Genomic DNA, 25854 nt, shown 5'->3' on the forward strand with positions numbered 1-25854 from the left:
CGGCGCTACCGCCGGGTAACGTAGCCCGGCCGCCGGGACCGCGACAAGCCCGCAGCTTGCCGCGGATTCCGCTGCGAACGTCGATCGGGATGCGGTGACCTGCGGTTCGGGCTACCGTCGCAGGCGATGGTCTCCACCGATCCCTCCCCCGCGCCATCGATCGGAACGGCGTCTCCGGTCACCGACGAGATAGCCACGTTCGCGCTGGCCGATCTTGCCGGTGCCCCGGGCTGGCGTCGGCCGGTGATCGTCGAGCGGGAGCTGTTGATTCTCACCACGCGTGGGCACGGCGACGCGGAACTCGACTTTCACCTGCTGCCGTGCCGGCCCGGCACGCTGTTGCGGGTCCGCCCCGGCCAGGTGCTGCGCTGCGCCGGCCCCCAGTTCGACGCCACAGTGGTCGCCTGGGAGCCCGAGGCGCTGCACGGCTTCGACGTCGACCTGACCACGACAGCGACCTGGCGGCAGTTGGCCGGTGAGGACGAGGACGCGGTGATCAGCGAGGTGAGCCAGTTGGCGGTGGACTGTCGGCGGCACCCTGACAGCCCGACCGCCCGCGCGCTGCTCCGGCATCAACTGGCGGTGCTGCTGCTCCGGCTGGCAGTGGCCCACGACGACCGGTCGCCGTCCCGCCCCGAGGACGAGACGTTCCACAGGTTCCGCAGCGAGGTGGAACACGGCTACCCGCACACCCGACGGGTGGAGGACTACGCGGCCGAACTCGGCTGCTCGGTGCGGACGCTGACCCGGGCCTGCCTGGCCGTCACCGGTCGCAGCGCCAAACAGGTCATCGACGAGCGGGTCGCGTTGCAGGCCAGCCGGTTACTGACCGCGACGGATCAGCCGATCGCCCAAATCGGCCGGCGGCTCGGCTTCTCCGAACCCACGAACTTCGGCCGCTTCTTCACCCGCGAGATCGGGGTCAGCCCGGGCGCGTTCCGGGCCGCCCGGGATCAACCGGTGGCCGGCCGGGTGGTCCGACCTCGACCGCCGGCCGAGTCGACGGGCGTCAACGGCGGTTGGTTCCGCCCCGGCACCCCGGGCGAACCCACAAACGGCGGGCACGCCACGAGACCCGGACCGCCCGCCGGAGGGCCCGGCGGCACCGGGCGGGCATGATGGCACTGTGCAGATCTCCGCGCGCGGCGACTACGCGGTACGGGCGGCGTTGAGCCTCGCCACCGCGTACCCCTCGCTGCTGTCCACCCAGGCCATCGCCGCGGAGCAGGACATGCCCCGCAAGTTCCTGGAGGCGGTCCTGGCGGATCTGCGCCGGGCCGGCATCGTCCGCGCCCAACGTGGCGCCGAGGGCGGCTACACCCTCGCGCGTCCACCACGCGAGGTGACAGTCGGCGCGGTGCTGCGCGCCGTCGAAGGCCCACTTGCCGGGGTACGCGGGCTGCGCCCCGAGGAAACCCGGTACGAGGGGTCGGCGGAGAACCTGCCCGGCCTGTGGGTGGCCGTGCGCGCCGCCGTGCGGCGGGTCGTCGACGAGGTGAGCCTCGCCGAGATCGTCAGCGGTCGACTGCCCGCGCACGTCCGCAAGCTCACCGCACTGCCCGACGCGTGGGAGCCGCGCTGACCTCGGGCCGGCTCACAGCGCCCACACCACCTCCTCGGTGCTGAGCCGGGGCAGCCGCCGATCCCAGGCGTCCGGGCCGGGGCGGCCCAGGTTGAGCAGCAGCAGCGCCTCGTGCCGGCCGTCGGGGAAGAACTCCCGGCTAACCCCTGCCGCGTCGAACCCGGCCATCGGGCCGGCGGCCAGCCCGGCGGCCCGTACGCCCACCAGCAGGTAGCCGATCTGGAGGGTCGCGCTGAAGCGGGCCTGCTCGGCGCGGGACGGGCGGTCGCTCAGCCAGTCGCGGGCCTGCGGCCGGTGCGGGTACAGCTCCGGCAGCCGTTCGTGGAAGTCCACGTCGGCGGCGAGCACCGCCACCAGTGGCGCCGTGGCCGTCTTCGCCCTGTTGCTCGACGAGACGTACGGCAACAGCCGCGCCCGCGCCGCCGCCGAACGGAGCAGCAGCACCCGCAACGGCTGACCGTTGTACGCCGTCGGCCCGTACCGGATCAGGTCGTGGATCGCCGCGACCTGGGCGTCGGTGACCGGTTCGTCGGTGAACGTGTTGGCCGTGCGGGCCGCCCGGAACAGCAGGTCCTGGGCGGCCCGGTCCAACGCGAGCAGATCGGCCGTGGTGACTGCGCTCACGGGGAGACGGCGGTGGTGTAGCCGCCCCGGTGGTGGACCAGTGGCGTGCCGTCGCCACAGTCGCCGAGCGCCAGCGGCTCGGCGATCACCAGCGTGTGGTCGCCGGCCGGGACCCGGTGCACCACCCGGCAGAGCAGCCGGGCCAGCACCCCGTCGAGCAGCGGCACCCCGAACGGTCCCGACGTCCAGTCCGGGTACGCGGCGAACCGGTCGATGCCACTGGTCGCGAAGACCGTGGCGGCCTCCCGCTGCCCGGCGCCCAGCAGGTGCACGGCGACGTGCTCGGCGCGGGCGAGCACCGGCCAACTCGACGACGCCACCCCGAGGCAGAACGAGACCAGCGGTGGGTCCAGCGACACCGACGTGAACGACGTCGCGGTAAAGCCCGCCCGGATGGGCGCGCCGATCCCACCCAGGCAGGTGGGGTCGGTGGCGCGGGCGACAGCGGTGACCACCGTGACGCTGCTGGCCTGCCGCCGCAGCAGAGCGCGGAACAGGTCCCGGTTCACCGGTCGCAGCTCGGCGATGTCCGCCGAGGGGCGCTCCACGGTGGTCACGCCGGCACCAGGGCCGACGCAGCGTACGCACTGGCCGGTCGGGGCAGGGCGTAGTGCTCGCGCAGCGTCCGACCGGTGTACTCGGCGCGGAACAGCCCCCGGGAGCGCAACACCGGCACCACGTGGTCGACGAAGTCGACGAGCCCACCGGGCAGGTGCGGCGGCATGATGTTGAACCCGTCGGCCGCGCCCTGGGTGAACCACAACTCGATCTGGTCGGCGATCTGCTCCGGCGTACCGGCGACGACCCGGTGACCCCGGCCGCCGCCGAGTCGGCCGATCAGCTGGCGGATGGTGAGCTGCTCCCGGCGGGCCAGCTCGGTGACGAGCTGGTAGCGGCTCTGGTGGGCCTGCACGGTGCCGGCGGCCGGCAGCTCCGGCAGCGGCCCGTCCAGCGGCAGGCCGGTCAGGTCGATGCCGAGCATCCCGGAGAGCTGGGCAAGGGCGTACTCGGGGACGATCAGCTCCTCCAGCTCGGCGGCGAGCGCCAGCGCCTCGGCTTCGGTGCCGCCGATCACCGGCGCGATGCCGGGAAGGACCTTCACCAGCTCCGGGTCGCGGCCGGCGGCGGTGACCTGCCGGCGCAGCTCGGCGTAGAAGCTCTGCCCGTCGGTGAGGGTCTGCTGCGCGGTGAAGACCGCCTCGGCGTAGCGAGCGGCGAAGGCTATCCCGTCCGGCGACGAGCCGGCCTGCACCAGCAGCGGTCGGCCCTGCGGCCCCCGGGGAATGTTCAGCGGGCCACGGACCTGGAACTCCGGCCCGCGGTGCGCCACCTCGTGCACCCGGTCGGTGTCGGCGAACACCCCGGCTGCGGTGTCGAAGACCAGCGCGTCGTCCTCCCAGCTGTCCCAGAGCTTGACCGCCACGTCCACGAACTCGGCGGCCCGCCGGTAACGGTCGGCGTGTTCGGGGTGGCTGTCCCGGTTGAAGTTGACCGCCTCCCGCTCCTGGGCGGAGGTGACGATGTTCCAGCCGGCCCGACCGCCGCTGAGGTGGTCCAGCGAGGCGAACTTGCGGGCGACGTGGAACGGCTCGTTGTAGGTGGTGGAGACCGTCGCGATGAGACCGATGTGTTCGGTCACCGCGGCGAGCGACGCGAGCAGGGTCAGCGGTTCGAAGACGGCCTGGATGTTGTGTCGGGGGTTCGGGCCGACCGAGAGACCGTCGGCGAGGAAGAGCGAGTCGAGGGTGCCGCGTTCGGCGATCCGCGCCAGCTCCTGGAAGTGCCGTACGTCGGTGACCCGACGCGGGTCGGTGCGGGGGTGCCGCCAGGCGGCCTCGTGGTGGCCGACGCCCATCAGGAACGCGTTGAGGTGCAGGGTGCGGGTCATTGGTGTCCGTCCTATCCGGCAGAGACGTCGACGCGCCAGGTGGAGAAGCGACGTTCGAGGGCGACGAGGAGCTGGTTGACGACCAGGCCGATGGCGGAGATCGTGATGATCCCGGAGTACATGTCGGCGATCGCGAAGTTGTACTGCGCGTAGTTGATGAGGTAGCCGAGCCCGGCCTTCGCGCCGACCATCTCGGCCGCGACGAGCACCAGGATCGAGTACGCCCCGGCCAGCCGGACGCCGGTGAAGATGGTCGGCACCGCGGCCGGCAGGATCACCTTCTGGAACAGCCGCAGGTGGTTGAGCCCCATCGAGCGGGCCGACCGGATCAGCAGCGGGTCGACGCCCTTCACCCCGGCGATGGTGTTCAGCAGGATCGGCCAGGAGCACGCGTACAGCACCAGGGCGATCTTGGAGGTCTCGCCCAGGCCGAGGATGAGCACGAACACCGGCAGCAGGGCCAGCGCGGCGGTGTTGCGGAACACCTCCAGCAGCGGGCTGAGCAGCTCGGCGAGCGGCCGGTACCAGCCGATCAGCAACCCGAGCGGGATGGCGGTGAGCACCGCCAGGCCGAGCCCGGCCAACGACCGGGTGAGGCTCGCGCCCACGTGCTCGGCGAGCTGCCCGCTGCGCAGCAACTCCCACCAGGCCACCAGCACCTCCGACAGCGGGGGCAGGAAGACCCGGTCGACCAGCCCGAGCCGGGGTGCGCCCTCCCAGATCGCGGCCAGCGCGGCGATGGCGACGGTACGGTGCAGCACCTTCGCGCCGACGCCGAGCAGCCGACCGGCGCGACCGGAAGCGGCACTGTCGGCCGCAGCACGGGGCACGGTGGGTGGCCCGGCGAGTCGGGCGGGACGTTCGGCGATGTCAACCAACGCGGGCCTCCTCGGTGTGGCGGACGCCGGTGCCCTCGGCCGCCTGGGCGGCCCGCACCTCGTCCCGCAGCAGGGTCCAGATCTGGTGGCGGTGGTGGCGGAACGCGTCGGTGGAACGGACGTCCTCGACCACGTCCCGGTCGCCGAGGTCGATGTCGATGACCTGTTTGAGCCGCCCGGGCCGCGACGTCAGCACCGCCACCCGCTGACCCAGGTAGACGGCCTCGTCGATGCCGTGGGTGATGAACACGATGGTCTTGCCGGTACGGGCCCAGATCCGCACCAGCTCGTCCTGCAACGAGTCGCGGGTCTGCGCGTCCAGGGCGGCGAACGGCTCGTCCATCAGCAGCACGTCCGGGTCGTACGCGAGGCTGCGGGCGATGGCCACCCGCTGCTTCATCCCGCCGGACAGTTCGTGCGGGTAGCGGTCGGCGAACCCGCGCAGGCCCACCAGGTCGAGGTGGTGCTCGATCAGGGCGGCGCGCTCGGCGCGGGGCACCCCCTTGGCCTCCAGGCCGAACGCGACGTTACCGGCGGCGGTGCGCCAGGGCAGCAGCGCGTACTGCTGGAAGACGATGCCCCGGTCCAGGCCGGGACCGGTGACCTGCCGACCGTCGACGAGCACCCGCCCCGCGGTCGGCTCGGTGAGCCCGCCGAGCAGGTCGAGCAGTGTGGACTTGCCGCAGCCGCTGGGGCCGACGACGACCAGGAACTCGCCGGGGCGTACCCCGAGGGTGACAGCGTCCAGCGCGGTGACCGCGCCGGCGCCGCCACGCCGGCTCGCGCGGACCGGGAAGGTCTTGCTCACCCGATCGAAGAGGATCTTGTCGGTGCTCACGCGTTCCCCCCGTCCACGAACGGATTGAATCGGTTGGTGTAGATGTCTCCGGGCTTCGGGCGGCCGCCCTTGAGCTCACCCTCGGCGGCGAGCCAGTCGATCCAGGTGCCGAACTCCTGCTCGCCGATCACGCCGCCACGGCCGGCGACCCCACTGCTCTTCCAGTACGCGACCAGGGACGGGTCCTCGTTGCGGCCGCGCTTGCCGATGATGTCCCGCATCCGGGCGACCACTGCCTCCCGGGGTTGGGTACGGGCCCACTCGATGGCCTTGCCGACCCCGGTGACGAAGGCATTGACGGTCTCCGGGTTGCGCTTGATGAAGTCGTCGCGGAAGACGTAGGTGCCGCCGCTGAACGCGCCGAGCAGCTCGTAGTCGGTGAAGATGGTGCGGATGCCGCCGCTGGCGACCGCCTTGTCGCGGATCACCCCGCCGAGCACGGCGACGTCGATCTGCCGCTGCCGCAGCGACTGCTCGGTGTTGACCGGTGGCAGGGCGACCAGCTCGACCTGCTTGACCTCGGCGGGAGTGAGGCCGCCTCGGGCGAGCCAGGTCTTGAGTACTGCCTCGGCGTGCGCGCCGAGTGTGTTCATGCCGACCTTCTTGCCGATCAGGTCACGAGGACTGCGGATCGGGCTGTCGTCGAGCACGTAGTAGCCCTGGAAGGTCTGCGCGTCCGAGCCGTAGTAGCTGACCACCGCGGTGATCGGGGCGTTGGCGGTGGAGAGCTTGACGATGGCGCCGTTGAACGCGCCGCCGAAGTCGCTCTGCCCGGTGGCGGTGGCCTGAATGTCCTGCGGACCACCGGTGACGTTGCCGATCCACGTGAGCTTGACGTCGCCGAGGTAGCCGAGGTCGGCGGCGAGTTCGGGGAGGGTGACCTGACCGACCGAGCCCTGGTAGCGCAGCTCGCTGGCTTGGGCGTCGTCGGCTGCCGCGTCACCGCCGCAGCCGGCGGTGGCGGTGAGCACTACCAGCGCGGCAACGGCGGCGAGGGTACGCAGAATTGCACGACGGGGTGGGGACATGAGGAGTCTCCTGATCTGTCCACGATGGGAGCGGGGACGCCCGGATGAGGGCGTGCGGGCACGCTGCTCCGCGTTGAGCGGGCGGGCGGTGAGAGTGCGGCGCTGGAGCCGAGCCGGATGGACCGGTCAGCTCAACAGAGCGCGCTCGCGTGCCGGACCAGGTCGACGTGCACACGAGCGGTGAGGAGTAGCTCATCCCGCTGCGACATGACCCCATGCTGCCCGGGATCGGAACGAGCGGTCAACGGCCTTCCAGAAGATGAGACTTCTATCGCTGACGATGTTACGGAGCACCCCAACCAGTGTTTACCACGCCGCAACACCTATCTGTTGGATAGAGATTGCGATGCCCGATGGGCGACCGTCCAGGACGGACGGTGAGAGGGTTTCAAAAGTTGTCGGTTCGGGCATGTTCGATCTCGACACGGCAGGGAACGGTGACGAGGGGAGACCTCCGATGGGCCTCATGTTTCGCAAGCGCAAGAAGTACGGTCCGATCATCCTGAACTTCACCGAGAACGGCTTCTCCTCGTGGAGCATCAAGATCGGTCGCTGGTCCTGGAACTCCAAGGCCCGCGCGCACCGGGTCGACCTGCCGGGTCCGCTGAGCTGGAAGCAGGACAAGTCCCGGTCGTAAGCATCCCGGGAGTCGAGCGGGGTGCCGGTGATTCACCGGCACCCCGCTCGGCGTTTCGCCCCGCCCCACCCCGCCCCGGCCCGGCCCGGCCCCGGCCCGCCCCGGCGATCTTGCAGTTTCTGTCGCTGTTTTGCGTGGAATAACCCTTATGCCGGAGCAGAAAGTGCAAGATCGCGTGGGCGGGGGGCGCGACGGGGGGCGCTCAGCGCGCCAGGGTGATGATCTCGTCGCCGGCCAGCCGCCCGGACTCGCGATCGCGTCGCACGGCGCCGGCGTCGAGAAGCTCGACGAGCGCCTGGTTGGCGTCGGCGGCACGGTAGACCGTCGCGGTGAGGGTGTGCCGGCGCAGCTCGGTCACCGGCCGTGGCCCGCCCGCCCGCAACTCGGCCAACAGCTCGTGGGCCAACGGTTCGAGGTCGGGATCACCGACCACGTCGACAGTCGTGCCGGTCGGGTCCAGCGGGTCGCGGTAGCGCACGCCGAGGTCCGCGCCGACCGCCCAGAGCGCGTCACGGACCGCCTCCAGGCTCCGGTCGGAGCGGCTACCGAACGCGATCACCCCGGCGGCCTCTCCGCCGGGCAGCACCGGCGCCACCTCGGCGACCAGGGGGAAGCCGGCGGAGACGAGCACGTCTCGGGCACTGTCGCCGGTGTGCAGCAGCAGCTCTCCGGTCCGGCCGTTGGTCGTGGCGGTGAGCAGCTTCGGCGTCACCGCCCCGGGCAGGTCGACGAAGGAGAACAGCGGCGCGCCGGCCGCCCCGGCTGCCTTCACCGCGACCGGCAGCCGATACGGCTCGCCAGGAAGCAGGTGCACTGTGACCTCGGCGGGCAGCTCCGCCTCGATCGGGCCGAGTCGGGCCGGCAGGTCGGCGGCGGCGTCGGCCAGGACCAGCACCGTCACCTGCCGGCCGCGCACCTGGTCGCCGTGCGTGGCGACCAGGCGTAGCGCGGCCTCCGCGCTGCCCGCGTCGGCGCCCGCGAGGGCTATGGTGGCCCGCCGGGAGCGGTGCAGGGCCGCGGGCAGCCAGGTCGTCAACTGGCGGACCAGCAGGTCGCGGAGGAAATCAGTGGTCCGGTCGGTCGGCATCGGTCCGTTCTACCGTACGGCCGGTCAGGCCGGGACGGAGATCCCCACCCCGCCCCGGGTCTGCCCGCCGTAACGCTGCCGCTCGGCGTCCAGGTCGAGCCGACCGATCTGCTTGCGGGCGGCCAGCGCGGTGTCGTCGAGCAGGTCGGCCGGGATCAGCCAGACCACCTCGAACTCCAGACCGTCCGGGTCCTTGCCGTAGAGGCTCTTGGTCGTGCCGTGGTCGGAGGTGCCGACCAGGGCGCCGGCCGCGGCGAGCCGCTCGGCGGTGGCGGCCAGGTCGTCGAGCGTGTCCACCTCCCAGGCGAGGTGGTAGAGGCCGACGGTGGACCGGCCGGCGGTCGACCGCCCGGCGCCCGCGCCGATCTCGAAGAGGCCGAGGTCGTGGTCGTTGGTGGAGTCGGGGGCCTGGAGGAAGGTGGCGCCCCGGAAGCCGTCCGGGGTCATCGCCACCGGGCGGAAGCCCAGCACGTCGCTGTAGAACGCGACGCTGCGGGCGAGGTCACTGACGTAGAGGACCGCGTGGTTGAGCCGGTGGATACCCATGACCCGAGACTAACGCAGTTTAGTTGAACCTTCAACCATCCGGAGTATGATGGCGGTCATGACCCGCTGGTTGGACCCCGACGAGCAGCGCACCTGGCGCGCGTACCTCACCGCTTCCCGGGTGCTGATGGACACTCTCGACCGTGAGCTGCAACGCGACGCGGGCATGCCGCACGCGTACTACGAGATCCTGGTCCAGCTCTCCGAGGCCCCCGGTCGCCAACTGCGGATGAGCCAGTTGGCGCAGGCCGCGGGGTCGTCGCGCAGCCGGCTCTCGCACGCCGTGGCCCGACTGGAGGCCGCCGGCTGGGTGCGCCGTGAGGACTGCCCCACCGACCGGCGCGGGCAGATCGCGCTGCTCACCGACGAGGGTTTCGCCACCCTCGCGGCCGCCGCACCCGGCCACGTCGAGGGGGTACGCCGACACCTGTTCGACGCGTTGAGCCCCGCCCAGGTCGACCAGCTACGCCGGATCAGCGAGACCCTGGCCGAGCACCTGACCGGATCCTGACCAATCGACACCGGCGCGGGTCTTGTACTTACCGTCGTCGGATGAGCACGATGGGGCGTGTCTTCCGGCTTCGGTGAACTGACTGATCAGGCGCACCACCTCGTGTCCTCCGGCGATCTTGCCGGCGCGCAGCAACTGCTGTCCGACGCGCTCACCGACGCCGACCCCCGCCCGGCCAACGCCACCCCCGAGCTGGCCGAGGCGGCCAGCCTCCAGGCGCGGGTGCTGATCGCCCTCGGCGAGCCGCACTCGGCCCGCGGGTGGGCAGCTTTCGCGTACGCGGCCACCACCCGCCTGCACGGCCGCGCCGACCCGCGCACGGTGGCCGCTGCGGCGACCCTGGCCGCGGTTCTGCACCGGGTCGGCAGCCATTCCCGGGCGGCGCGGCTCTACCAGGAAGTCATCATCGAGCTGACCGCGCAGGACGGCCCGGAGTCACTGCGGGTGCTCGCCGCGCACGCCGACCTGGCCACCGTCGAGTACGCGCGCGGCCAGTGCACTGTGGCCCGCGACCGCCTCCAGGACGCCTGGGAGCTGCACCGCGAGGTGTACGGCGACGGGCACCCCAGCGGCATCAAGATGCTGGCGCGGCTCGGGGCGATGCAGCGCGACTGCGGGCAGTTCACCGAGGCACACGACAACCTGGCACTGGCCCGCGAGCTGTGTCGCCAGCACCTGCCCGCCGACGACCCGCTGGCCACCCAGGTGGCGGCCCTGGCCCGGGCGGCGGCCAGTCCCGACCACGCCTGCGCGGACAACCCGCCCACGGCTCGGGACACGCCGGTAGTGCCGGCCGCCCGCGTCCCACCGCACAGCGACGGGCCAGCCGAATCCGGCTACCACCCGCAGGCAGCCGCGACCCACCACGCCGGGGCGGTGCCCAACCCCCGGCTGCCCTCCGACGAGGCGGTCGGGTCGACGGGCGGCAGATGGTCGACCGAAGCGGCGGACGAGCCGTCGCCCCACCCCACCGACCCTCCGGTGCCCCCGTCGGTGGTCGGGCTGGCCGGCGGCACGGAAGAGCAGCCCGGCGTCTACCGACTGCACCGACCCGCCGACCCGTACACGTCGCCCGACCCGAACCCGCCGTCCGACCAGCACCAACCGTCCGACCCGTACGCGCGGCCAGACCCGTACGCGCGGCCAGACCCGTACGGGCAGGTCGAGCCGTACACGCCGTCGCGGCTGCTGCCGGTGCCCGTGCACCGCGCGCCGCCGGAGCAGCGCAACCGGCTGGTCCCGGTGCTGGTGGCCGGCGTGGTCGTGGTGCTCCTCGGCGCGGCAGCGGTGATCGCCGGGGTGGCCCGGGTCGACGGCGACGACGAACCGACCCCGCCGCCGGCCAGCGCCTCTCCCACCACCGGCGCGCCGGCCAGCGCCGCGCCCGCCCCGGGCGGCTCGGCACCCACGTCGGCTGCCGCCGCGGCGCCGCCCGGCACCCCACCCAGCGCGGTGACCCTGCGCGACACCCGGGACAGCATCGCACTGAACTGGACCTATCCGGCCGGCGGCGAGGGCCCGGTGGTCATCGCGGGCGGCCGCACCGGCCAGACCCACAACATCTTCGCGACGCTGCCCGCCGGCACCACCAGCTTCGTCATCTACGCGCTCAACCGCACCAACGACTTCTGCTTCACCGTCGCCGTCGCCTGGTCCACCGACACCGTGGCGCGTTCCAAGCAGGTCTGCACCCGCCGCCGCTGACCCGCCGCTGACCCGCCAGCCGCTGACCCGCCAGCTTTGCCCCCGCCCGCCACTGCCTGCCACCCACTGCCCTTGCCCGCTACGCCCCGCCTTCACCGCCCTGCCGCTACCCCCGCAGACCTCACTCAGCGTGGGCGTACCTGTTGACCAACCTGCCGTGACGCGCCGTCACACCCGACGCCCCAGCCCACGGTCCCTCCCAGACTTTGCTCTGCTTACCTATACGCACCACTTGGGGTGACCAGCTGAAACGTCGTGGCCGTCGCTTCGGCACGCGCCGGAGAGCATCACGTTGGGTAGCTGTCGCATCCGCGGGTGCAGAGCAAAGGGGGCATCGGTGGTCGGTGGGGGGAGGTCGCCGTCACGGCCCGTCTAACTTGGGGGGTCCTCGGCCGGCAACGCCGGCAGCAGCAGGCACACCCGTAACCCTCGCTGCTCCGGCGCGTCGGTCAGGGTGATGCCGCCGCCCGCGCGTCGAACCAACTCCCGGACGATGGCCAGCCCCAGGCCGGCGCCCCCGTCGTCGCGGGCCCGTCCGTCATCCAGCCTGGTGAAGCGGTCGAAGACCCGCTCCCGGTCGGCCACCGCGATCCCCGGGCCGTCGTCGGTCACCGTCACCAGGTGGTACGCCCCGACGCCAGGCGTGACCGTGGAGCCCACCGTCGGTGCCGCCGCCGACGCCGCGAGCATGACACTGCCGTGCGCGTGCCGTACCGCGTTGTCGACCAGGTTGGCCAGCACGCGACGCAACTCCTCGACGGTGCCGACCGTCCAGAGCGGGCCGACCGGCGGCGTCACCAGCACCGGCGGTGACGGGTAGCGGGCGGCGACCTCGGTCAGCAACGCGCCCAGCTCCACCGGGCCGGTCCCCCGGGCCGTCGGAGTCTCGTCCAGACGGGCCAGCAGCAGGAGATCGTCGACCAGGCGGCTCAACCGGTCGGTGTCGGCGAGCAGGTTGGCGGTCACCGCCGTCCAGTCCGTCCGGTCGGCGAGGCGCTGGGCCACCTCCAACTCGGTCCGGATGTTGGTCAACGGGCTGCGCAACTCGTGCGCGGCGTCGGAGACGAAGGCCCGCTGTCGGACGCGGGCGGACTCCAGCCGGCCCAGCATGCCGTTGAGGGTGACCGCCAGACGGTGGATCTCGTCGGCCGACGCCGGCACCGGCAGCCGGCCGGCGCCGGCCCTCCCGGTGATCTCCTCGGCACCTCGACGCAACGCCTCGACCGGCCGCAGGGTCGCGCCCACCACCCGCCACGCCACCCCGGCCAGCACGGCCACCAGAAGCGGGAACGCCACCAGCAGGATCGTCCGGACCACATGGGTGCTGTGCCGCACGTCGGCCATCGAGCGGGCGACCAGCACGGTGAGCGGGTCGGCCGCGGTGCCGGCGGGTACGGCGACCACCCGGACCGGGCCGACGAGCCCGACCCGCTCGGCCGGCACCTCCAGCCGCTGTCGACCGTCGCGGTGGAGCCGCTCCGGGCGGACCATCGGCACCAGACGGTCGGCATCGATCGAGGCCGCCCGAATTCGTCCCTGCCCGTCGACGACCTGCACGCGGACCTGCCCCCCGGCCACCGGCAGCGGGTCCGGCAGCGCGTCCTCTGCGGCGAGCAGGGCGACCGCGTCGGCGGTGCGGAACGCCTCGGTGTCGACAGTGCGCTGGAGCACGAAGCCGAGCGCGCCGAGCAGCACCACCCCGCCCACGGCCAGCCCGATGGTGAGGCCGACCACACCGATCGCCATGAGCCGCCCGCGCAGCCCCAGGACCGGCATCCACCCGGGCCTGGCCCGACGGTCGGGGGCCGGGCCGTCGGTGGTCACGTCGCCAGCCGGTAGCCGGCACCACGGACCGTCTCCAGCCGGTCCCGGCCGAGCTTGCGGCGCAGATAGCCGACGTACACCTCGACGGCGTTCGGCGCGGTCTCCAGGCTGGCGTCCCAGACGTGGTCCAACAACTCGACCTTGGAGACGACCTGGCCCGGCCGGCGCATCAGGTAGTCCAACAACGCGAACTCCCGCGCGGTCAGCGCCACCTCGGCGTCCGCCCGGGTCACCCGCCGGCGGGCCGGGTCCAGCCGCAGGTCACCGACCGCCAGCACCGTCGGGCGCTCCGGCGCGCCCCGACGCAGCAGGGCCCGGAGCCGGGCCAGCAGCACCACATACGAGAAGGGTTTGGTCAGGTAGTCGTCGGCGCCGCAGTCGAGGCCGTCGGCCTGGTCGTACTCGCCGTCCTTGGCCGAGAGCATCAGCACCGGCAACCAGTGCTGCTCCGCGCGCAGCCGCCGGACCAACTCGTACCCGGAGAGGCCGGGCAGCATCACGTCGAGGATCATGGCGTCGTACCCGCCGTGCCGGGCCGCGTCCAGGCCCGCCGGGCCGGTTGCCGCCACGTCCACCGCGAACCCCTCCGCCTGGAGACCGCGTTGCAGGGCAGCCGCCAACCGGGCCTCGTCCTCCACCACCAGCACTCGCACAGCTCAAGGGTGCCACCCGGGTCAATCGGCGCGGTTCGGTGTCCTCAGCGCGTTCACAGCACGGACGAGGCAAGATGGCCGCAGGAGGTGCCACCATGTCCGTCCTGAGAAGCCGTCCCGTCCTTCGTTGGCTGGTTCCGGCCGCCGCGGCCGTCACCGTCATCGGCGGTGGCGCGGCAATCGGCACGTTCGCCGCCGAGGCCGAGCCGAGCCTGCCGCCCCGAACCGCCGCTCAGCTCCTGGTCGACCTGCAGACATCCCGGCTGGAGGGGTTGTCCGGGACCGTCGTGCAACGCGCCGACCTCGGCCTGCCGCCCCTCGTCGGGCTGGTACCCGGCAACGAGCTGACCACCCTGCTGACCGGTACCCACACCCTGCGGGTCTGGTATTCGGGGCCGGACCAGCAGCGTGTCGCGCTGATGGACACGCTGGGCGAGCAGGACATCATCCGCAACGGCCGGGACCTGTGGACGTGGCAGAGCCGCAGCAACACCGCCACCCACCGCACACTGGGCGGCGACGCCGGGGCCTGGAAGCCCGCCCCCGAACCGGCAGCGAGCCTGCCAGCCACCCCGCAGCAGGCCGCCGACCTGGCGTTGGGCGCGATCGACCCGAGCACCGAGGTCAGCGTGGGCCGGTCGGCCACCGTGGCCGGCCAGGACGCGTACGAGTTGGTGCTCCAGCCGCGCGACCAGGACTCCCTGGTGCACCAACTGCGGATCGCCATCGACGCCAAGCAGCACGTGCCGCTGCGCTTCGAGGTGCTCGCGAAGGGCAGCGACCGGCCGGCGTTCGAGGTGGCCTTCACCCAGGTCGACTACCGCCGCCCGGACGCCGACCAGTTCCGCTTCAACCCGCCGCCCGGCGTGACCGTCGACGAGGAGAAGGCCGAGCGCCCGATGGGCAAGCCCGGTCACGTCGAGCCGGCGAGTGACCCGCAGGTCCGCGCCGTGGGCGAGGGCTGGACGACAGTGCTGGTTGGCCGCCTCGACGGGGCCGATGCGGGCCGGAAGCCCGCCGCGAAGCCGGCCGCTCCCCCGGCCGGCGCCGAGCCGGACCTGGACATGTCGAAGCTGCTCGGCGGGCTGCCGGCGGTCAGTGGTGACTGGGGCAGCGGTCGGCTCCTCACCAGCAAGCTGTTCAGCGTGCTGCTCACCGACGACGGCCGCGTGCTCGCCGGAGCGGTGACGCCGGAGCGGCTCTATCAGGCCGCGCGCGGCTGATCTCCGCGGTGTTCGCGCCGGGTCGACCTGACGGTCGGCCCGGCGCTTCGCTGTGGGTCAGGCCGAGGTCAGGAGACGCCGAGGGCGTTGAGGTACGCGTCGGCGAGGACCGCGTGGCCGGGCAGGTACGGGTGGACCCGGTCGTCGGCCCAACGCGTCGCCGGACTCACCGCCAGCACCCGGTCGAACGCCGCCTGGTTGGGCACGTGCACCGCGTCGAACTCGGTGGCCAGCACCGCCACGACCGCCGCGTACCGGTCCGTGTCGGCGCGTTGCGGGACGCTCCGGTCGGGCTCGATGAAGAACGGGTCACCGAGGATCAGTCGGCAGCCGGTGGCGTCGACCGCCCGACGGAGCAGGTCACGCAGGGTGCGCTCGTACTCCTCGATGCCGACGGCCTCATCCGGCCGGTCACCGTAGTGCCGCCAGATGTCGTTGATGCCGATCATCACCGCGAGCCAGTCGGGGCGCTCGGCGATGGCGTCGTCCTCCCAGCGGGCGGCCAGGTCCCGCACGGTGTCGCCGCCCACACCCCGGTTGACCCACTCCAACTCCAGCTCCGGGTGCCGGGCGTCGACCAGGGCGCGCACGAGACTCACATATCCGCTGCCGTAGGGCGCGGCGACGTCGCGTCGACCACAATCGGTGATGCTGTCCCCGATGAAGACCACCCGTTGCCCGGTCCGCAGGATCATCCGCCGCCACCTCGCGATCACCGGCGCGCCGGACCGCACGGCTTGGTGAGAACCGGCGGAACGCGCTATCTTCAACAGTTCGAAGGCACAAAAAAGAACGGCTAAAAGCCGTTCCTGCAAAGGATTCTAATCTTTAGGGAGACGGCTTGTCAAGGCACTCCGGCGGTTCCGGCGAATTGCCGCTCGACGACGAGATCGGTCGCGAGCAGGAGTACGTCTCGATGCTCTACAACCGGCTGGACCAACTGCGTGAACAGGCCGCCCACCGGCTCACCGCCGAGCTGCACAACACCGGCGGCACGCTCCAGGACCGCTCGCAGCGCGACAGCTCGGTAGCTATGTACGCCGATCAGGTCGAACAGTTCTCCGCCGTGGAGAACGGGCTCTGCTTCGGCCGTCTCGACGGCGACGACGACTCCCGCCACTACATCGGCCGGATCGGCATCTTCGACACCAGTGGTGACTACGATCCGCTGTTGATGGACTGGCGGGCGCCCGCCGCCCGCCCGTTCTACCTCGCCACCGCCGCGAACCCGCAGGGCGTACGCCGTCGCCGGCACCTGCGTACCCGGCAGCGGAAGGTGACCGGGCTCAACGACGAGGTGCTCGACATCGACAGCGCCTCCCCCGGCGCCCACGAGGAGCTGACCGGTGAGGCGTCGCTGCTCGCCGCGCTCAACGCGGGCCGCACCGGCCGGATGCGCGACATCGTCGAGACCATCCAGGCCGAGCAGGACGAGGTCATCCGCGCGGAACTCCCGGGCGTGATGGTGGTCCAGGGCGGGCCCGGCACCGGCAAGACCGCTGTCGCGCTGCACCGGGCGGCGTACCTGCTCTACACGCACCGCCGGGAACTCTCCAGCCGTGGCGTGCTGCTGGTCGGCCCGAACGCGACGTTCCTGCGCTACATCTCCCAGGTGCTGCCGACCCTGGCCGAGACCGGCGTGCTGCTGCGTACCCAGGGTGATCTCTTTCCCGGGGTGAGCGCCCAACGGAGCGAGCCGGCCGAGACCGCCGCGCTCAAGGGCCGGGCGGTGCTGGCGGAGGTGTTGGCGCTGGCCGTACGGGACCGGCAGTGGGTGCCGGACGAGCCGCTGGAGATCGAGGTCGAGCGGGAGACGCTCACCCTCGACCCGGAGATCGTCCGTGCCGCCCGGGACCGGGTTCGCCGCGCCGACCGACCGCACAACCTGTCCCGCGCGCTGTTCGACGTGGAGATCGTGCACGCGCTCGCCGACCAGGTGGCCGAGCGGATCGGCGCCGACCCGCTCGGCGGGGACAACCTCCTCGACGAGGCGGACCGGGCCGAGATCCGCCGCGAGCTGCGCGAGGAGACGGAGATCCAGGCCGCCCTGGACCGGCTGTGGCCGGTGCTCACCCCGCAGCGGCTGCTCGCCGACCTGTACGCCGACCCGGACCGGATCGCCGCCGCCGCGCCGATGCTCAGCGAGGACGAGCGGGCGCTGCTGCGGCGCGAGCGCGGTGGCTGGACGCCGGCCGACGTGCCGCTGCTCGACGAGGCCGCCGAACTTCTCGGCGAGGACGAACGCGCCGCCGCCGCCCGGCGGGACCGCATCCGGATGATGGAACGGGAGTACGCCGAGGGCGTGCTGGAGATCGCCAGGGGTTCCCGCTCGATCGACGTCGAGGACGAGGCCGAGGGCGGTGAGATCCTCGGCGTGACCGACCTGATCGACGCGGATCGACTGTTGGAGCGGCAGGAGGAGGCCGACCGACTGACCACCGCGCAGCGGGCCGCCGCCGACCGCACCTGGGCGTTCGGCCACGTGATCGTGGACGAGGCGCAGGAGCTCTCGCCGATGGCCTGGCGACTGCTGATGCGCCGCTGCCCGAGCCGGTCGATGACGATCGTCGGGGATGTGGCACAGACCGGCGCGCTGAGCGGCACGCCGTCCTGGGCGGACGCGCTCGCCCCGTACGTCGAGCAGCGGTGGCGGCTCACCGAGCTGACTGTCAGCTACCGCACTCCCGCCGAGATCATGGCGGTCGCCGCCGAGGTGCTGGCCGACATCGACCCGGCACTGCGGCCGCCGCGCTCGGTGCGGGAGAGCGGCGTACCGCCGTGGGACCGGACGGTGCCCGACGGCCGGTTGGCGGCGGAGTTGGTCGCCGAGGCCACCCGGGAGGCGGCCGGGCTGACCGAGGGGCGGCTCGGGGTGCTCGTGCCGGCCGGCCGAGTCGGCGAGTTGGGTGCGGCGGTGACCGCCGCCCTGCCCGAGGCCGCCGTCGGCGAGCATCCGGAGCTGGAGAGCCGGGTGGTGGTGTTGACCGTCGCGCAGGCCAAGGGGTTGGAGTTCGACTCGGTGCTGGTGGTAGACCCAGACCGGATGGTGGCCGAGTCCCCACGCGGACGCAGCGACCTGTACGTAGCCCTGACGCGCGCCACCCAACGCCTAGGCGTCCTCCGCCCGGCGAGCTGACCACGAAACCCGCCGTCCCCACCGAGTTGTCGCTCGGCGGGGACGGCGGGTGGGGTCAGTCGTTGGATGTGTCTCTGATGGACTTCGCGGGGCCGGTTGCCGACGTGGACTGGTCGCTGGTGCCGCCGCCCATCGGGGTGCTGAGGCCGCCGGTGGTGGCATCACCGGTGGTGGTCGGCGCTACCTTGCCCGGGTGTCGCTCCGGCTGTCGCGCCACCCGGCGTACGCTCGCCGGCCCGGCGGTGCCACCGGTGGTGGTCACCGCGCCCTGCCCGCCGACGGGGCCGCCGTCGCGCAGCACCTGTGGGTCGATCCGTTCCTTCGCCGGGTCGAACGGGTCATCGCGCTGAATCTGACTCTCCACATCGGTGCGGGGCACAGTCACCTCGTCGAGGGCGCCCTTGCCGTACACGCCACCGGCGATCCGATCCTCGGCCTCGCGGGCGGCATCCTGCCGCATGTCGTCCTCACGCACGTCCATCACCTCGCAGAAGCTGTGGAACTGACTGCGTGCCCGGCCACCGGCCGACCAAACCCGGCGTGACCGGGAGGTCGTCCACGGCGGTTCACCGGCACGCCGCCCGCTGGCCGTCTTCCCGCAGCCCGAGATGTCCATGCTGTCCCGCGACCGGTGGGAGATGCCCGCCGGCAGGAGGGGATGACAGCGTGCGCACAGTACGCCGTACCGCCGTCGCGGCCCTGGTGGCCGCGACGGTGACGACCGGGCTCGCGGTGCCCGCCCAGGCGAAGCCACGACCGGACCGGACATTCGACGTGCAGGCCCACCGGGGTGGCCTCGGGCTGCGGGTGGAGAACACCCTCGCCTCCTTCGGCAACGCCCTCCAGCTCGGGGTGAGCACCCTCGAACTGGACGTGCAGATCACCGAGGACGGCCAGGCCGTCGTCACCCACGACCGCAAGGTCACCGGCACCAAGTGCGTCGACACCACACCGGTGACGCCCGGCGACCCGGAGTTCCCGTACGTCGGGAAGTACATCAACACGCTCAGCCTGGCCCAGGTGCGCTCGCTCGACTGCGGCTCCAAGACGCTGTCGGACAAGCCCGGCCAGCTCGCCGTCCCCGGTGCCCGGATGCCGCTGCTGCGTGAGGTCTTCGCGCTGGTCAACCGCTACCGGGCGAAGGACGTGAAGCTCAACGTCGAGACCAAGGTCGAGGCTGGCGCGCCGACCGAGACCGCCCCCCGTGAGCAGTTCGTCCGGGTCACCGCGGCCGAGATCCGCGCCGCCGGACTGCTCAAGCAGGTCACCATCCAGAGCTTCGACTGGGGCGCGCTGATGCGCATGCGTCAGGTCGAGCCGAAACTGCCGCTGGTCGCCCTGACCAACTACGACTTCCTGCAGACCGGGCAGCCGGGTAAGTCGCCGTGGCTGGGCGGGCTGGACATCGACGACTTCGGCGGCGACCCGATCACGGCGATCCGCAGCTTCGGCGCGAGCGCCTTCTCGCCGGTGCACGGGATGCCGCAGAACGGCACTGTCACCGACCCGGGCTACAAGCCGTACGTCACGAAGGAGATGGTCGCCCGGGCGCACCGCTACGGGATGAAGGTGATCCCGTGGACGGTCGACGACGTGCCGACCATGACCAAGCTGATCGACGACGGTGTGGACGGCATGATCACCGACTACCCGGACCGGTTGCGCGGCCTGTTGGCGCAGCGCGGTTACCGGCTGCCGAAGGCGTACACAGCGCCGTTCGACATCCAGGCGCACCGGGGCGGTCGGGCCACCCGACCGGAGAACACACTGCCGGCGTTCGCGAACGCGCTGTCGAACCGGGCCATCTCCACCCTGGAGCTGGACACCAACGTGACCGCCGACGGCAAGCTGGTGGTGCTGCACGACCGCACGGTCAACGGGTCGCACTGCGTCGACACCGCCCCGGTGCGCCCGGGAGACCGAAAGTTCCCGTACGTGGGCAAGTCGGTGCACGAGTTGACACTGGCGCAGCTCAAGACCGTTGACTGCGGCACGAAGACGCTGCCCGAGCTGCCCGCCCAGGTGCCCGCGCCCGGTGCCCGGATCCCGACGCTGGACGAGGTCTTCGCCCTGGTGAAGGCGAGTGGCCGCACCGACATCGGAATGAACATCGAGACGAAGATCAGCCCGGTGGTGAACGACACCGAGCCGTACCGCAGCTTCACCCGCAAGCTCGTCGACGCGATCCAGCGGGCCGGCTTCACCAGCCGGGCCACCATCCAGTCGTTCGACTGGCGCACCATCACGTACGCCCGGCAGCTCGACCGGCGGATCAGCACTGTCGGCCTGGTCTGGCAGTACGGTCCAGCCGAGTGCGCGACCCTCGCCGACGAGTGCTCGCTCGAGGCGGTCTACGGCAACCCGTCGGTGAAGAGCCCGTGGACCGGTGGACTGGACTGGTGGAAGTACCAGGACCTGGGCAAGCTGACCCGGGCCGCGGGCGCTGGCACGGTCTCCGCCAACTGGCAGGTGCACGACCCGAAGCAGGGCACTGTCGCCTCGACCGACTGGTACCTGCGGGAGAACCCGGCGTACTTCCACGGACCGGACGTTCGGACCCTGCAGACGCGCTACGACCTGAAGGTGATCCCGTACACCGTGGATGACGCGACGGTCATGCAGCGGGTCATCGACCTGGGCGTCGACGGCATCATCACCGACGACCCGGACCTTCTGGTGAGCGTGGCGACCCGCAACGGCCTGCGCTGACCCGTCGACCACCCGATCGCCGGCCGGACTTTTCCGGCCGGCGATCGGTGTTACCTGCTGCCGGGCCTCGGGTAGTCGGGGGTTGTCCCCGCCACGAAAGCGAACCGTGCCGTGGCCGAAACGCGGTAGCGGGGCGAGGGAATGCAGGTACGACTCATCGCATCCTGAGGAGGACCAGATGAGCACGCAGGCTGCTTCCACCCGGCCGATGAACCGGCCCATGAACGACCCGCAGAACCCCGCGTCGATGCGGGACATGCAGACCCAGCAGATGCCGTCCATGCATGACGGGCGCCGCAACGACATGCAGGCACCCGGTACGGAGACCAAGCAGGCGTTCAAGACCACCGAGTTCTGGATCTACCTGATCGCGGTGGCCGCCGTACTGGGCGCGTCGCAGGTCGTCGGTAAGAACTCCGCTGGGGTGGACATCTTCCGGGCCGACAACGCCTGGTTCCTGATCACCCTGCTGACGCTTGGCTACCTCGGTAGCCGTGGCCTCTCGAAGGCTGGCAGCAACTGGCGCAGCGGCGAGGAGCGCAAGGCCCGACACTGACGTTGACAGTGCACAGTGGCCTCCGGGAGATCCTCCCGGAGGCCACTGTGGTGTCTGTAGCGGTTACTCGTCGCCACCGAAGTCGCCGAAGTCGCCCTCGAACGATTCCTCGATCATCTCGCCGGCGATCATGCCGCCGGCGACACCCAGCGCGGCGCCGGCCACCATGCCGCCCATGCCGTGCCCACGGCTGTGACCGTGGCCGTGGCTCGGGCCGTACTGGGAGCGCAGGCTGCCATAGCGGGACGTGGTTTCGCGCAGCCAGCCGTCGACGACCTGCGCCCAGTCCACCCGGTCGACGTCGGTGTGCGACACCTGGTAGCGACCGAACGCGTCGTGCCCGGCGCTGAGGAACCCGCCGCGCTTGTCGCACTCCAGGATGACCTCCACACCGCGCTGGCTGGTCACGAAGGTCAGCTCGACCTCCCGGATGGTGCTCGCGTACTGCGGGGAGGCGAAGAACTCGATCTCCTGGTAGAACGGCAGCGTCTGCTGCACACCCCGGATGTGACCACGCTCCAGGTCGGCGTGCTTGAACCGGAAGCCGAGCCGCTGGAACGCCTCCAGGATCCGCTCGTGCACCGGCAGCGGGTGCACCGCCACCTGGTCCAGGTCGCTCTTGTCGACAGCGCGGGCGATCGCCAGCTCGGTGCGCAGACCCATCGTCATACCGTGCAGGCGCTGGCCGTACACGTCGGTGATCGGGGTCTCCCACGGCACCGGCAACTGGAACGGAATCGAGAGCTGCTGCTTCGGGGCGAGCACGAGCGACCCGCTGACCGCCATGCGGTGGAACTCCATGGTGCCCGCGTACTCGGTGTCGTGTCCCTCGACCTCGACCCGGGTGACCAGGCCGATCACCACCTGCTCGATGGCTGCCTCAGAGTCACCGCCAACGAGGTTGACCTGCCCGTCGAGGGTCAGGCCGGGCCGGGTGTTGGGGTTGGTCAGCACGGTGTCCACGCTGGGACCGCCCACACCGAACGCGCTCAACATCTTCTTGAAGACCATCGGAACTCCTGTGCGACGCCGACCGCTCCAGGCTGGAGTCGGACGTTGACTCGAACGGCACCCTATCCAGCACCCCTGTGAGATGGCTGTGAAGCGCCAACGTCGTCGTGCCGCGCCGGCGCCCGAGCTCGTCGACGTCGGCCCTTCCCGCCCAACTTGTCCTCTCCCCGTTCTGGGTCAGCGGAAGGGCGGGTGTCCGTCGGCGGCCTTTGGAGTTGATGTCGCAAACGATTCAGGCGTTCGACCCTCCGAACCGCAGCCTTCCGCGATCTTGCACTTTCTGTCCCGACTTAAGGGGCGATCCACGCATCTCGGCAACCGAAACCGCAAGATCGCCGCAGGGAGCGCGGGACGCGCGGGGACGCGCGGGGGCGTGGGGACGCTCAGTCGGGTTCCACGATTACCAGTTCGCCGACCTGTTCGCCGATCGTGGTGTGTGCCTCCGGCGGCAGCCCACGGTCGGTGATCAGCACGTCGGCGGCCTCCAGCGGGGCGATGGTGGCGATGCCGATCGTCTCCCACTTGGTGTGGTCGGCGAGCACCACGAGCCTGCGGGCCGCGCCGATGAGGCAGCGGTTGACGCCGGCCTCCAGCAGGTTGGGCGTGGTGAACCCGGTCCGTGGGCTGAGGCCGTGCACACCGAGGAACAGCAGGTCGACGTTGAGCGCGCTGATCGCCGCCTCGGCCACCGGCCCGGTCAACGCGTCCGACGGGGTGCGGATGCCACCTGTCAACACGACGGTCTGGTCGGCGCGCGGGTTCTGGTAGAGCGCGTCGGCCACCGGGATCGAGTTGGTCACGACGGTCAGCCCGCGTACGTCGGAGAGCAGCGTGGCCAGCGCGGCGGTGGTGGTGCCGGCGGAGAGCGCGATGGCCATCCCCGGCTCGACCATCGTCGCGGCCCGAACGGCGATGGCGCGCTTCTCCGCCTGCTGGCGGATCGACTTCGCGGCGAAGCCGGGTTCCTCGGCCGAACCGGGCCCGGCGAGGGTCGCGCCGCCGTGCACCTTGTCGACCAGGCCGCGTTCGGCCAACACCTCCAGGTCGCGCCGGATCGTCATGTCGGACACGCCGAATCGGCTGACCAGATGACTCACCCGCACCCCGCCGCGTTGGCGGATCAGATCGAGGATGGCGGTCTGCCGCTGCTGGGCGAGCATGTGGGGAACCTCCTTCGCGCCGTGGCCGTCGTCAGAATCAGGTCCGATCCTCACGGACCACCGCCACGTCACCGGCCGGCAGTGCCAGCTCACCGGCGCAGTGTCCTCCGGTCAACAGTTCGACGCCGCGCGCCGGCAGGCGTACCTCGGTGTCGGTGTGGTTGATCGCGAACAGCCAGGTCCGGTCGCCGTCACGGCGGCGGACCACCTCCACCCCGGACGGCGCCGACGCCGCCGGGCGAACGTCGGCCTCGGCGAGCAGCCGGGCCACCAGTCGGTCGGTGGCCGGCTCGTCCAGCCGGGTGCCGACATACCAGGCGGCACCGTCGCCCAGCCGGTGCCGGGTGAGTGCCGGCACGCCCGGCAGGGGCCCATCGGTGTACGACGCGAGCACCTCGGCGTCGTCGGCGTGCACCCACTCGGTCCACACGTCGGCGGCGCTGCCGTCGTCGAGGTGGACCTGCTCGCCCTCGCGCAGCGGGAAGAACTCCTCGGTCCGAACGCCGAGCAACTCCCGGAACGCGCCCGGGTAGCCGCCCAACCGGATGTGGTCGTCGGCGTCGACGATGCCGCTGAAGTAGGTGACCGCCGCCGTGCCACCGGCCTCGACGTAGCGGTGCAGCGCGGCGACGTCGTCGTCCCGGACCAGGTAGAGGGTCGGCACGAGGACCAGCCGGTAGCCGCTGAGGTCGGTCGACGGGTGGACGACGTCGGCGGTCACGCCGGCCCGCCAGAGCGAGCCGTACAGGGCGTTCAGTCGGTCGGCGTAGGTGACGTCGACGCTGGGGTGCGAATCCAACTCGACACCCCACCACGCCTCCCAGTCGAACAGGATCGCCACGTCGGCGTCCACCCGGCTGCCGCGTACCTCCGCGAGGGCCTTGAGGTCCGCGCCGAGCTGGCAGATCTCGCGGAACACCTTGGTGTCCGGCCCGGCGTGCGGCACCAGCGCGGAGTGGAACTTCTCCGCGCCGGCACGGGAGGCACGCCACTGGAAGAAGAGCACCCCGTCGGCGCCGCGGGCGACGTGCGCGAGGCTGTTGCGGCGCAGTTGACCGGGCAGCTTGGCCACGTTGCGCGGCTGCCATTGGACGGCGCTGGTGGAGTGCTCCATCAGCAGCCACGGGTCGCCGCCGGCGACGCCCCGGGTGTGGTCGGCGGCGAGCGACAGACCGAGGTGCGCCTGCGGGTCGGCCGCGGTCAGGTAGTGGTCGTTGGAGACCAGGTCCACATCGTCGGCCCAGGACTGGTAGTCCATGTGCTTGACGTCCATGCCGATCATGAAGTTGGTGGTGATCGGCTGGTGGACCAGCGCCTTCAGGACCTCGCGTTCGGCGCGCAGTTGGGCGCGCAACTCGTCGGAGGAGAAGCGCAGGAAGTCGAGCTGCTGGGTGGGGTTGGCGAAAGCCGTCACTGTGCGCGGCGGGTTGATCTCGGCCCAGTCGCCGTAGCGCTGACTCCAGAACGCGGTGCCCCAGGCGTCGTTGAGCCGGTCCAGGTCGCGGTAGCGCTCCCGCAGCCAGCCACGGAACGCCTCGGCGCTGACGTCGCAGTAGCAGTGCGCGTTGTGGCAGCCCAGCTCGTTGGAGACGTGCCACATGACCACGGCGGGGTGCTCGGCGTACCGGCTGGCGACCGCGCGCACCAGCTCCAGCGACCGCTTGCGGAACACCGGTGAGCTGGGGCAGTACGCCTGTCGTCCACCCGGCCAGAGGATCGTGCCGTCGGCCCGGCGGGGCAGCATCTCCGGGTGCGCGCGGGCCAACCACGGCGGTGGGCTGGCCGTGGCGGTGGCCAGGTCGACCTGGATGCCGCCGTCGTGCAGCAGGTCCAACACCCGGTCCAGCCAACCGAACTCGAACCGCCCCGGGGTGGGTTCCAGCAACGCCCAGGAGAAGATGCCGACGGAGACCAGGTTGACCCCGGCCTGGCGCATCAGGTCGACGTCCTCGGACCAGGTTTCCTCGGGCCACTGCTCGGGGTTGTAGTCGCCGCCGAAATAGATGCTGTCACCCTGCCATCGCCGCATGACAGCTGAGGGTGCACCCGCCGGACCGCGAAAGTCAACAGGTTCCAACATCGCGCTTCTTTCCAACGTTTACCAGGTAACGGCCGTGTCACGACTGGGTTATCAGAGGCGAACTGCCCTCTTGACAGCGCCCGACCGCAGGGTAGCTTGAGGCCCCAATGGCCGTTCGTGTTCGCCAATGTGGATTCTCGGTGGATCTCAATGTGTGATCACGACGCTGGACCTGCCTT

At 71.6% G+C, this 25854-nt stretch carries 25 protein-coding genes; 9 read left to right on the forward strand and 16 right to left on the reverse strand.

Features of this window, described 5'->3' with window-relative positions; all coding sequences use genetic code 11:
• The first annotated feature begins 126 nt into the window (after window positions 1–126).
• Window positions 127–1119, forward strand: a complete 993-nt coding sequence (locus NIE111_RS23880) for a helix-turn-helix transcriptional regulator (RefSeq protein ID WP_238686574.1) — start codon at window positions 127–129, stop codon at window positions 1117–1119.
• Window positions 1120–1126: 7 nt separating this feature from the next.
• Window positions 1127–1582, forward strand: coding sequence for an RrF2 family transcriptional regulator (locus NIE111_RS23885; RefSeq protein WP_030333674.1), 456 nt, complete (start codon window positions 1127–1129; stop codon window positions 1580–1582).
• A gap of 12 nt (window positions 1583–1594) precedes the next feature.
• On the opposite strand, the gene NIE111_RS23890 is transcribed toward NIE111_RS23885, so the two are convergent.
• The 7 genes from NIE111_RS23890 to NIE111_RS32460 form a co-directional block, all read right to left on the reverse strand.
• Complete coding sequence (locus tag NIE111_RS23890) at window positions 1595–2206, reverse strand: malonic semialdehyde reductase (RefSeq protein ID WP_238686575.1); 612 nt, start codon at window positions 2204–2206, stop codon at window positions 1595–1597.
• Window positions 2203–2763, reverse strand: coding sequence for a flavin reductase family protein (locus NIE111_RS23895; RefSeq protein WP_238686576.1), 561 nt, complete (start codon window positions 2761–2763; stop codon window positions 2203–2205). Before NIE111_RS23895 ends, NIE111_RS23890 begins: the two co-directional genes overlap by 4 nt.
• Window positions 2760–4094, reverse strand: coding sequence for an LLM class flavin-dependent oxidoreductase (locus NIE111_RS23900; protein ID WP_238686577.1), 1335 nt, complete (start codon window positions 4092–4094; stop codon window positions 2760–2762). Before NIE111_RS23900 ends, NIE111_RS23895 begins: the two co-directional genes overlap by 4 nt.
• An 11-nt stretch (window positions 4095–4105) precedes the next feature.
• Window positions 4106–4972, reverse strand: a complete 867-nt coding sequence (locus NIE111_RS23905; RefSeq protein ID WP_238686578.1) for an ABC transporter permease — start codon at window positions 4970–4972, stop codon at window positions 4106–4108.
• Window positions 4965–5810, reverse strand: coding sequence for an ABC transporter ATP-binding protein (locus NIE111_RS23910; RefSeq protein WP_238686579.1), 846 nt, complete (start codon window positions 5808–5810; stop codon window positions 4965–4967). Before NIE111_RS23910 ends, NIE111_RS23905 begins: the two co-directional genes overlap by 8 nt.
• Window positions 5807–6838: an ABC transporter substrate-binding protein gene (locus NIE111_RS23915; RefSeq protein WP_238686580.1), complete on the reverse strand. Its 1032-nt coding sequence runs from the start codon at window positions 6836–6838 to the stop codon at window positions 5807–5809. Before NIE111_RS23915 ends, NIE111_RS23910 begins: the two co-directional genes overlap by 4 nt.
• 131 nt (window positions 6839–6969) lie before the next feature.
• Window positions 6970–7047, reverse strand: a complete 78-nt coding sequence (locus tag NIE111_RS32460; protein ID WP_349881247.1) for a putative leader peptide — start codon at window positions 7045–7047, stop codon at window positions 6970–6972.
• A 248-nt stretch (window positions 7048–7295) separates the two neighbouring features.
• Here NIE111_RS32460 and NIE111_RS23920 point away from each other — a divergent pair, with 248 nt between their 5' ends.
• On the forward strand, window positions 7296–7475 hold the full coding sequence (locus tag NIE111_RS23920; protein ID WP_030333600.1) for a DUF4236 domain-containing protein: 180 nt from the start codon (window positions 7296–7298) through the stop codon (window positions 7473–7475).
• A gap of 202 nt (window positions 7476–7677) precedes the next feature.
• On the opposite strand, the gene NIE111_RS23925 is transcribed toward NIE111_RS23920, so the two are convergent.
• Both NIE111_RS23925 and NIE111_RS23930 read right to left on the reverse strand, forming a co-directional pair.
• Window positions 7678–8562 carry a hypothetical protein gene (locus tag NIE111_RS23925; RefSeq protein ID WP_238686581.1) on the reverse strand — a complete coding sequence of 295 codons (885 nt, stop codon included), beginning with the start codon at window positions 8560–8562 and terminating at the stop codon, window positions 7678–7680.
• Window positions 8563–8586: 24 nt separating this feature from the next.
• Window positions 8587–9108, reverse strand: coding sequence for a VOC family protein (locus NIE111_RS23930; protein WP_238686582.1), 522 nt, complete (start codon window positions 9106–9108; stop codon window positions 8587–8589).
• A 49-nt stretch (window positions 9109–9157) separates the two neighbouring features.
• Here NIE111_RS23930 and NIE111_RS23935 point away from each other — a divergent pair, with 49 nt between their 5' ends.
• Together NIE111_RS23935 and NIE111_RS23940 are read left to right on the forward strand one after the other, a co-directional pair.
• Entirely contained in the window at window positions 9158–9619 is a 462-nt protein-coding gene (locus tag NIE111_RS23935) for a MarR family winged helix-turn-helix transcriptional regulator (RefSeq protein ID WP_030333595.1), read from the forward strand.
• A 57-nt stretch (window positions 9620–9676) separates the two neighbouring features.
• On the forward strand, window positions 9677–11323 hold the full coding sequence (locus NIE111_RS23940) for a tetratricopeptide repeat protein (RefSeq protein ID WP_238686583.1): 1647 nt from the start codon (window positions 9677–9679) through the stop codon (window positions 11321–11323).
• 372 nt (window positions 11324–11695) lie between these two features.
• On the opposite strand, the gene NIE111_RS23945 is transcribed toward NIE111_RS23940, so the two are convergent.
• Together NIE111_RS23945 and NIE111_RS23950 are read right to left on the reverse strand one after the other, a co-directional pair.
• Window positions 11696–13069 (reverse strand): ATP-binding protein, encoded by a 1374-nt coding sequence (locus tag NIE111_RS23945; RefSeq protein ID WP_238686613.1) that lies wholly within the window; start codon window positions 13067–13069, stop codon window positions 11696–11698.
• 74 nt (window positions 13070–13143) lie between these two features.
• Window positions 13144–13800: a response regulator transcription factor gene (locus NIE111_RS23950; protein WP_238686584.1), complete on the reverse strand. Its 657-nt coding sequence runs from the start codon at window positions 13798–13800 to the stop codon at window positions 13144–13146.
• A 95-nt stretch (window positions 13801–13895) separates the two neighbouring features.
• On the opposite strand from NIE111_RS23950, the gene NIE111_RS23955 reads away from it, so the two are divergent.
• Window positions 13896–15023, forward strand: coding sequence for a LolA family protein (locus NIE111_RS23955; protein WP_238686585.1), 1128 nt, complete (start codon window positions 13896–13898; stop codon window positions 15021–15023).
• Window positions 15024–15091: 68 nt separating this feature from the next.
• Here NIE111_RS23955 and NIE111_RS23960 read toward each other — a convergent pair whose 3' ends face one another.
• Window positions 15092–15718 (reverse strand): SGNH/GDSL hydrolase family protein, encoded by a 627-nt coding sequence (locus NIE111_RS23960; protein ID WP_238686586.1) that lies wholly within the window; start codon window positions 15716–15718, stop codon window positions 15092–15094.
• 146 nt (window positions 15719–15864) lie between these two features.
• Between NIE111_RS23960 and NIE111_RS23965 the strand changes: the two genes are divergently transcribed.
• Window positions 15865–18159, forward strand: a complete 2295-nt coding sequence (locus tag NIE111_RS23965) for a HelD family protein (protein WP_238686587.1) — start codon at window positions 15865–15867, stop codon at window positions 18157–18159.
• A 55-nt stretch (window positions 18160–18214) separates the two neighbouring features.
• Here NIE111_RS23965 and NIE111_RS23970 read toward each other — a convergent pair whose 3' ends face one another.
• On the reverse strand, window positions 18215–18634 hold the full coding sequence (locus NIE111_RS23970) for a hypothetical protein (RefSeq protein ID WP_238686588.1): 420 nt from the start codon (window positions 18632–18634) through the stop codon (window positions 18215–18217).
• Window positions 18635–18825: 191 nt separating this feature from the next.
• Here NIE111_RS23970 and NIE111_RS23975 point away from each other — a divergent pair, with 191 nt between their 5' ends.
• Window positions 18826–20868 carry a glycerophosphodiester phosphodiesterase family protein gene (locus NIE111_RS23975; protein WP_238686589.1) on the forward strand — a complete coding sequence of 681 codons (2043 nt, stop codon included), beginning with the start codon at window positions 18826–18828 and terminating at the stop codon, window positions 20866–20868.
• A gap of 178 nt (window positions 20869–21046) precedes the next feature.
• A complete protein-coding gene (locus NIE111_RS23980; protein ID WP_238686590.1) occupies window positions 21047–21424 on the forward strand; it encodes a hypothetical protein in 378 nt (125 codons plus the stop codon).
• A gap of 63 nt (window positions 21425–21487) precedes the next feature.
• Here NIE111_RS23980 and NIE111_RS23985 read toward each other — a convergent pair whose 3' ends face one another.
• The 3 genes from NIE111_RS23985 to NIE111_RS23995 form a co-directional block, all read right to left on the reverse strand.
• Window positions 21488–22435, reverse strand: coding sequence for a sporulation protein (locus tag NIE111_RS23985; protein ID WP_238686591.1), 948 nt, complete (start codon window positions 22433–22435; stop codon window positions 21488–21490).
• A gap of 383 nt (window positions 22436–22818) precedes the next feature.
• The gene (locus NIE111_RS23990) at window positions 22819–23595 is read right to left on the reverse strand and encodes a DeoR/GlpR family DNA-binding transcription regulator (protein WP_238686592.1); all 777 of its coding nucleotides are present in this window, start codon (window positions 23593–23595) and stop codon (window positions 22819–22821) included.
• Window positions 23596–23632: 37 nt separating this feature from the next.
• Window positions 23633–25624 (reverse strand): beta-galactosidase, encoded by a 1992-nt coding sequence (locus NIE111_RS23995; protein WP_238686593.1) that lies wholly within the window; start codon window positions 25622–25624, stop codon window positions 23633–23635.
• Window positions 25625–25854: the final 230 nt, after the last annotated feature.

Origin of the sequence: Micromonospora hortensis (genome assembly GCF_022230935.1) — a bacterium.
GTDB lineage: Bacteria > Actinomycetota > Actinomycetes > Mycobacteriales > Micromonosporaceae > Micromonospora > Micromonospora hortensis.

What these genes read in the sequence shown, in the direction of transcription:
- NIE111_RS23900 (WP_238686577.1), bottom strand. Translation starts at nt 4,094, where the DNA reads ATGACCCGCACCCTGCACCTCAACGCGTTCCTGATGGGCGTCGGCCAC.
- NIE111_RS23955 (WP_238686585.1), top strand. Translation starts at nt 13,896, where the DNA reads ATGTCCGTCCTGAGAAGCCGTCCCGTCCTTCGTTGGCTGGTTCCGGCC.
- NIE111_RS23980 (WP_238686590.1), top strand. Translation starts at nt 21,047, where the DNA reads ATGAGCACGCAGGCTGCTTCCACCCGGCCGATGAACCGGCCCATGAAC.
- NIE111_RS23930 (WP_238686582.1), bottom strand. Translation starts at nt 9,108, where the DNA reads ATGGGTATCCACCGGCTCAACCACGCGGTCCTCTACGTCAGTGACCTC.
- NIE111_RS23920 (WP_030333600.1), top strand. Translation starts at nt 7,296, where the DNA reads ATGGGCCTCATGTTTCGCAAGCGCAAGAAGTACGGTCCGATCATCCTG.
- NIE111_RS23985 (WP_238686591.1), bottom strand. Translation starts at nt 22,435, where the DNA reads ATGGTCTTCAAGAAGATGTTGAGCGCGTTCGGTGTGGGCGGTCCCAGC.
- NIE111_RS23880 (WP_238686574.1), top strand. Translation starts at nt 127, where the DNA reads ATGGTCTCCACCGATCCCTCCCCCGCGCCATCGATCGGAACGGCGTCT.
- NIE111_RS23960 (WP_238686586.1), bottom strand. Translation starts at nt 15,718, where the DNA reads ATGATCCTGCGGACCGGGCAACGGGTGGTCTTCATCGGGGACAGCATC.
- NIE111_RS32460 (WP_349881247.1), bottom strand. Translation starts at nt 7,047, where the DNA reads ATGTCGCAGCGGGATGAGCTACTCCTCACCGCTCGTGTGCACGTCGAC.
- NIE111_RS23990 (WP_238686592.1), bottom strand. Translation starts at nt 23,595, where the DNA reads ATGCTCGCCCAGCAGCGGCAGACCGCCATCCTCGATCTGATCCGCCAA.
- NIE111_RS23945 (WP_238686613.1), bottom strand. Translation starts at nt 13,069, where the DNA reads ATGGCGATCGGTGTGGTCGGCCTCACCATCGGGCTGGCCGTGGGCGGG.
- NIE111_RS23925 (WP_238686581.1), bottom strand. Translation starts at nt 8,562, where the DNA reads ATGCCGACCGACCGGACCACTGATTTCCTCCGCGACCTGCTGGTCCGC.
- NIE111_RS23915 (WP_238686580.1), bottom strand. Translation starts at nt 6,838, where the DNA reads ATGTCCCCACCCCGTCGTGCAATTCTGCGTACCCTCGCCGCCGTTGCC.
- NIE111_RS23935 (WP_030333595.1), top strand. Translation starts at nt 9,158, where the DNA reads ATGGCGGTCATGACCCGCTGGTTGGACCCCGACGAGCAGCGCACCTGG.
- NIE111_RS23995 (WP_238686593.1), bottom strand. Translation starts at nt 25,624, where the DNA reads ATGCGGCGATGGCAGGGTGACAGCATCTATTTCGGCGGCGACTACAAC.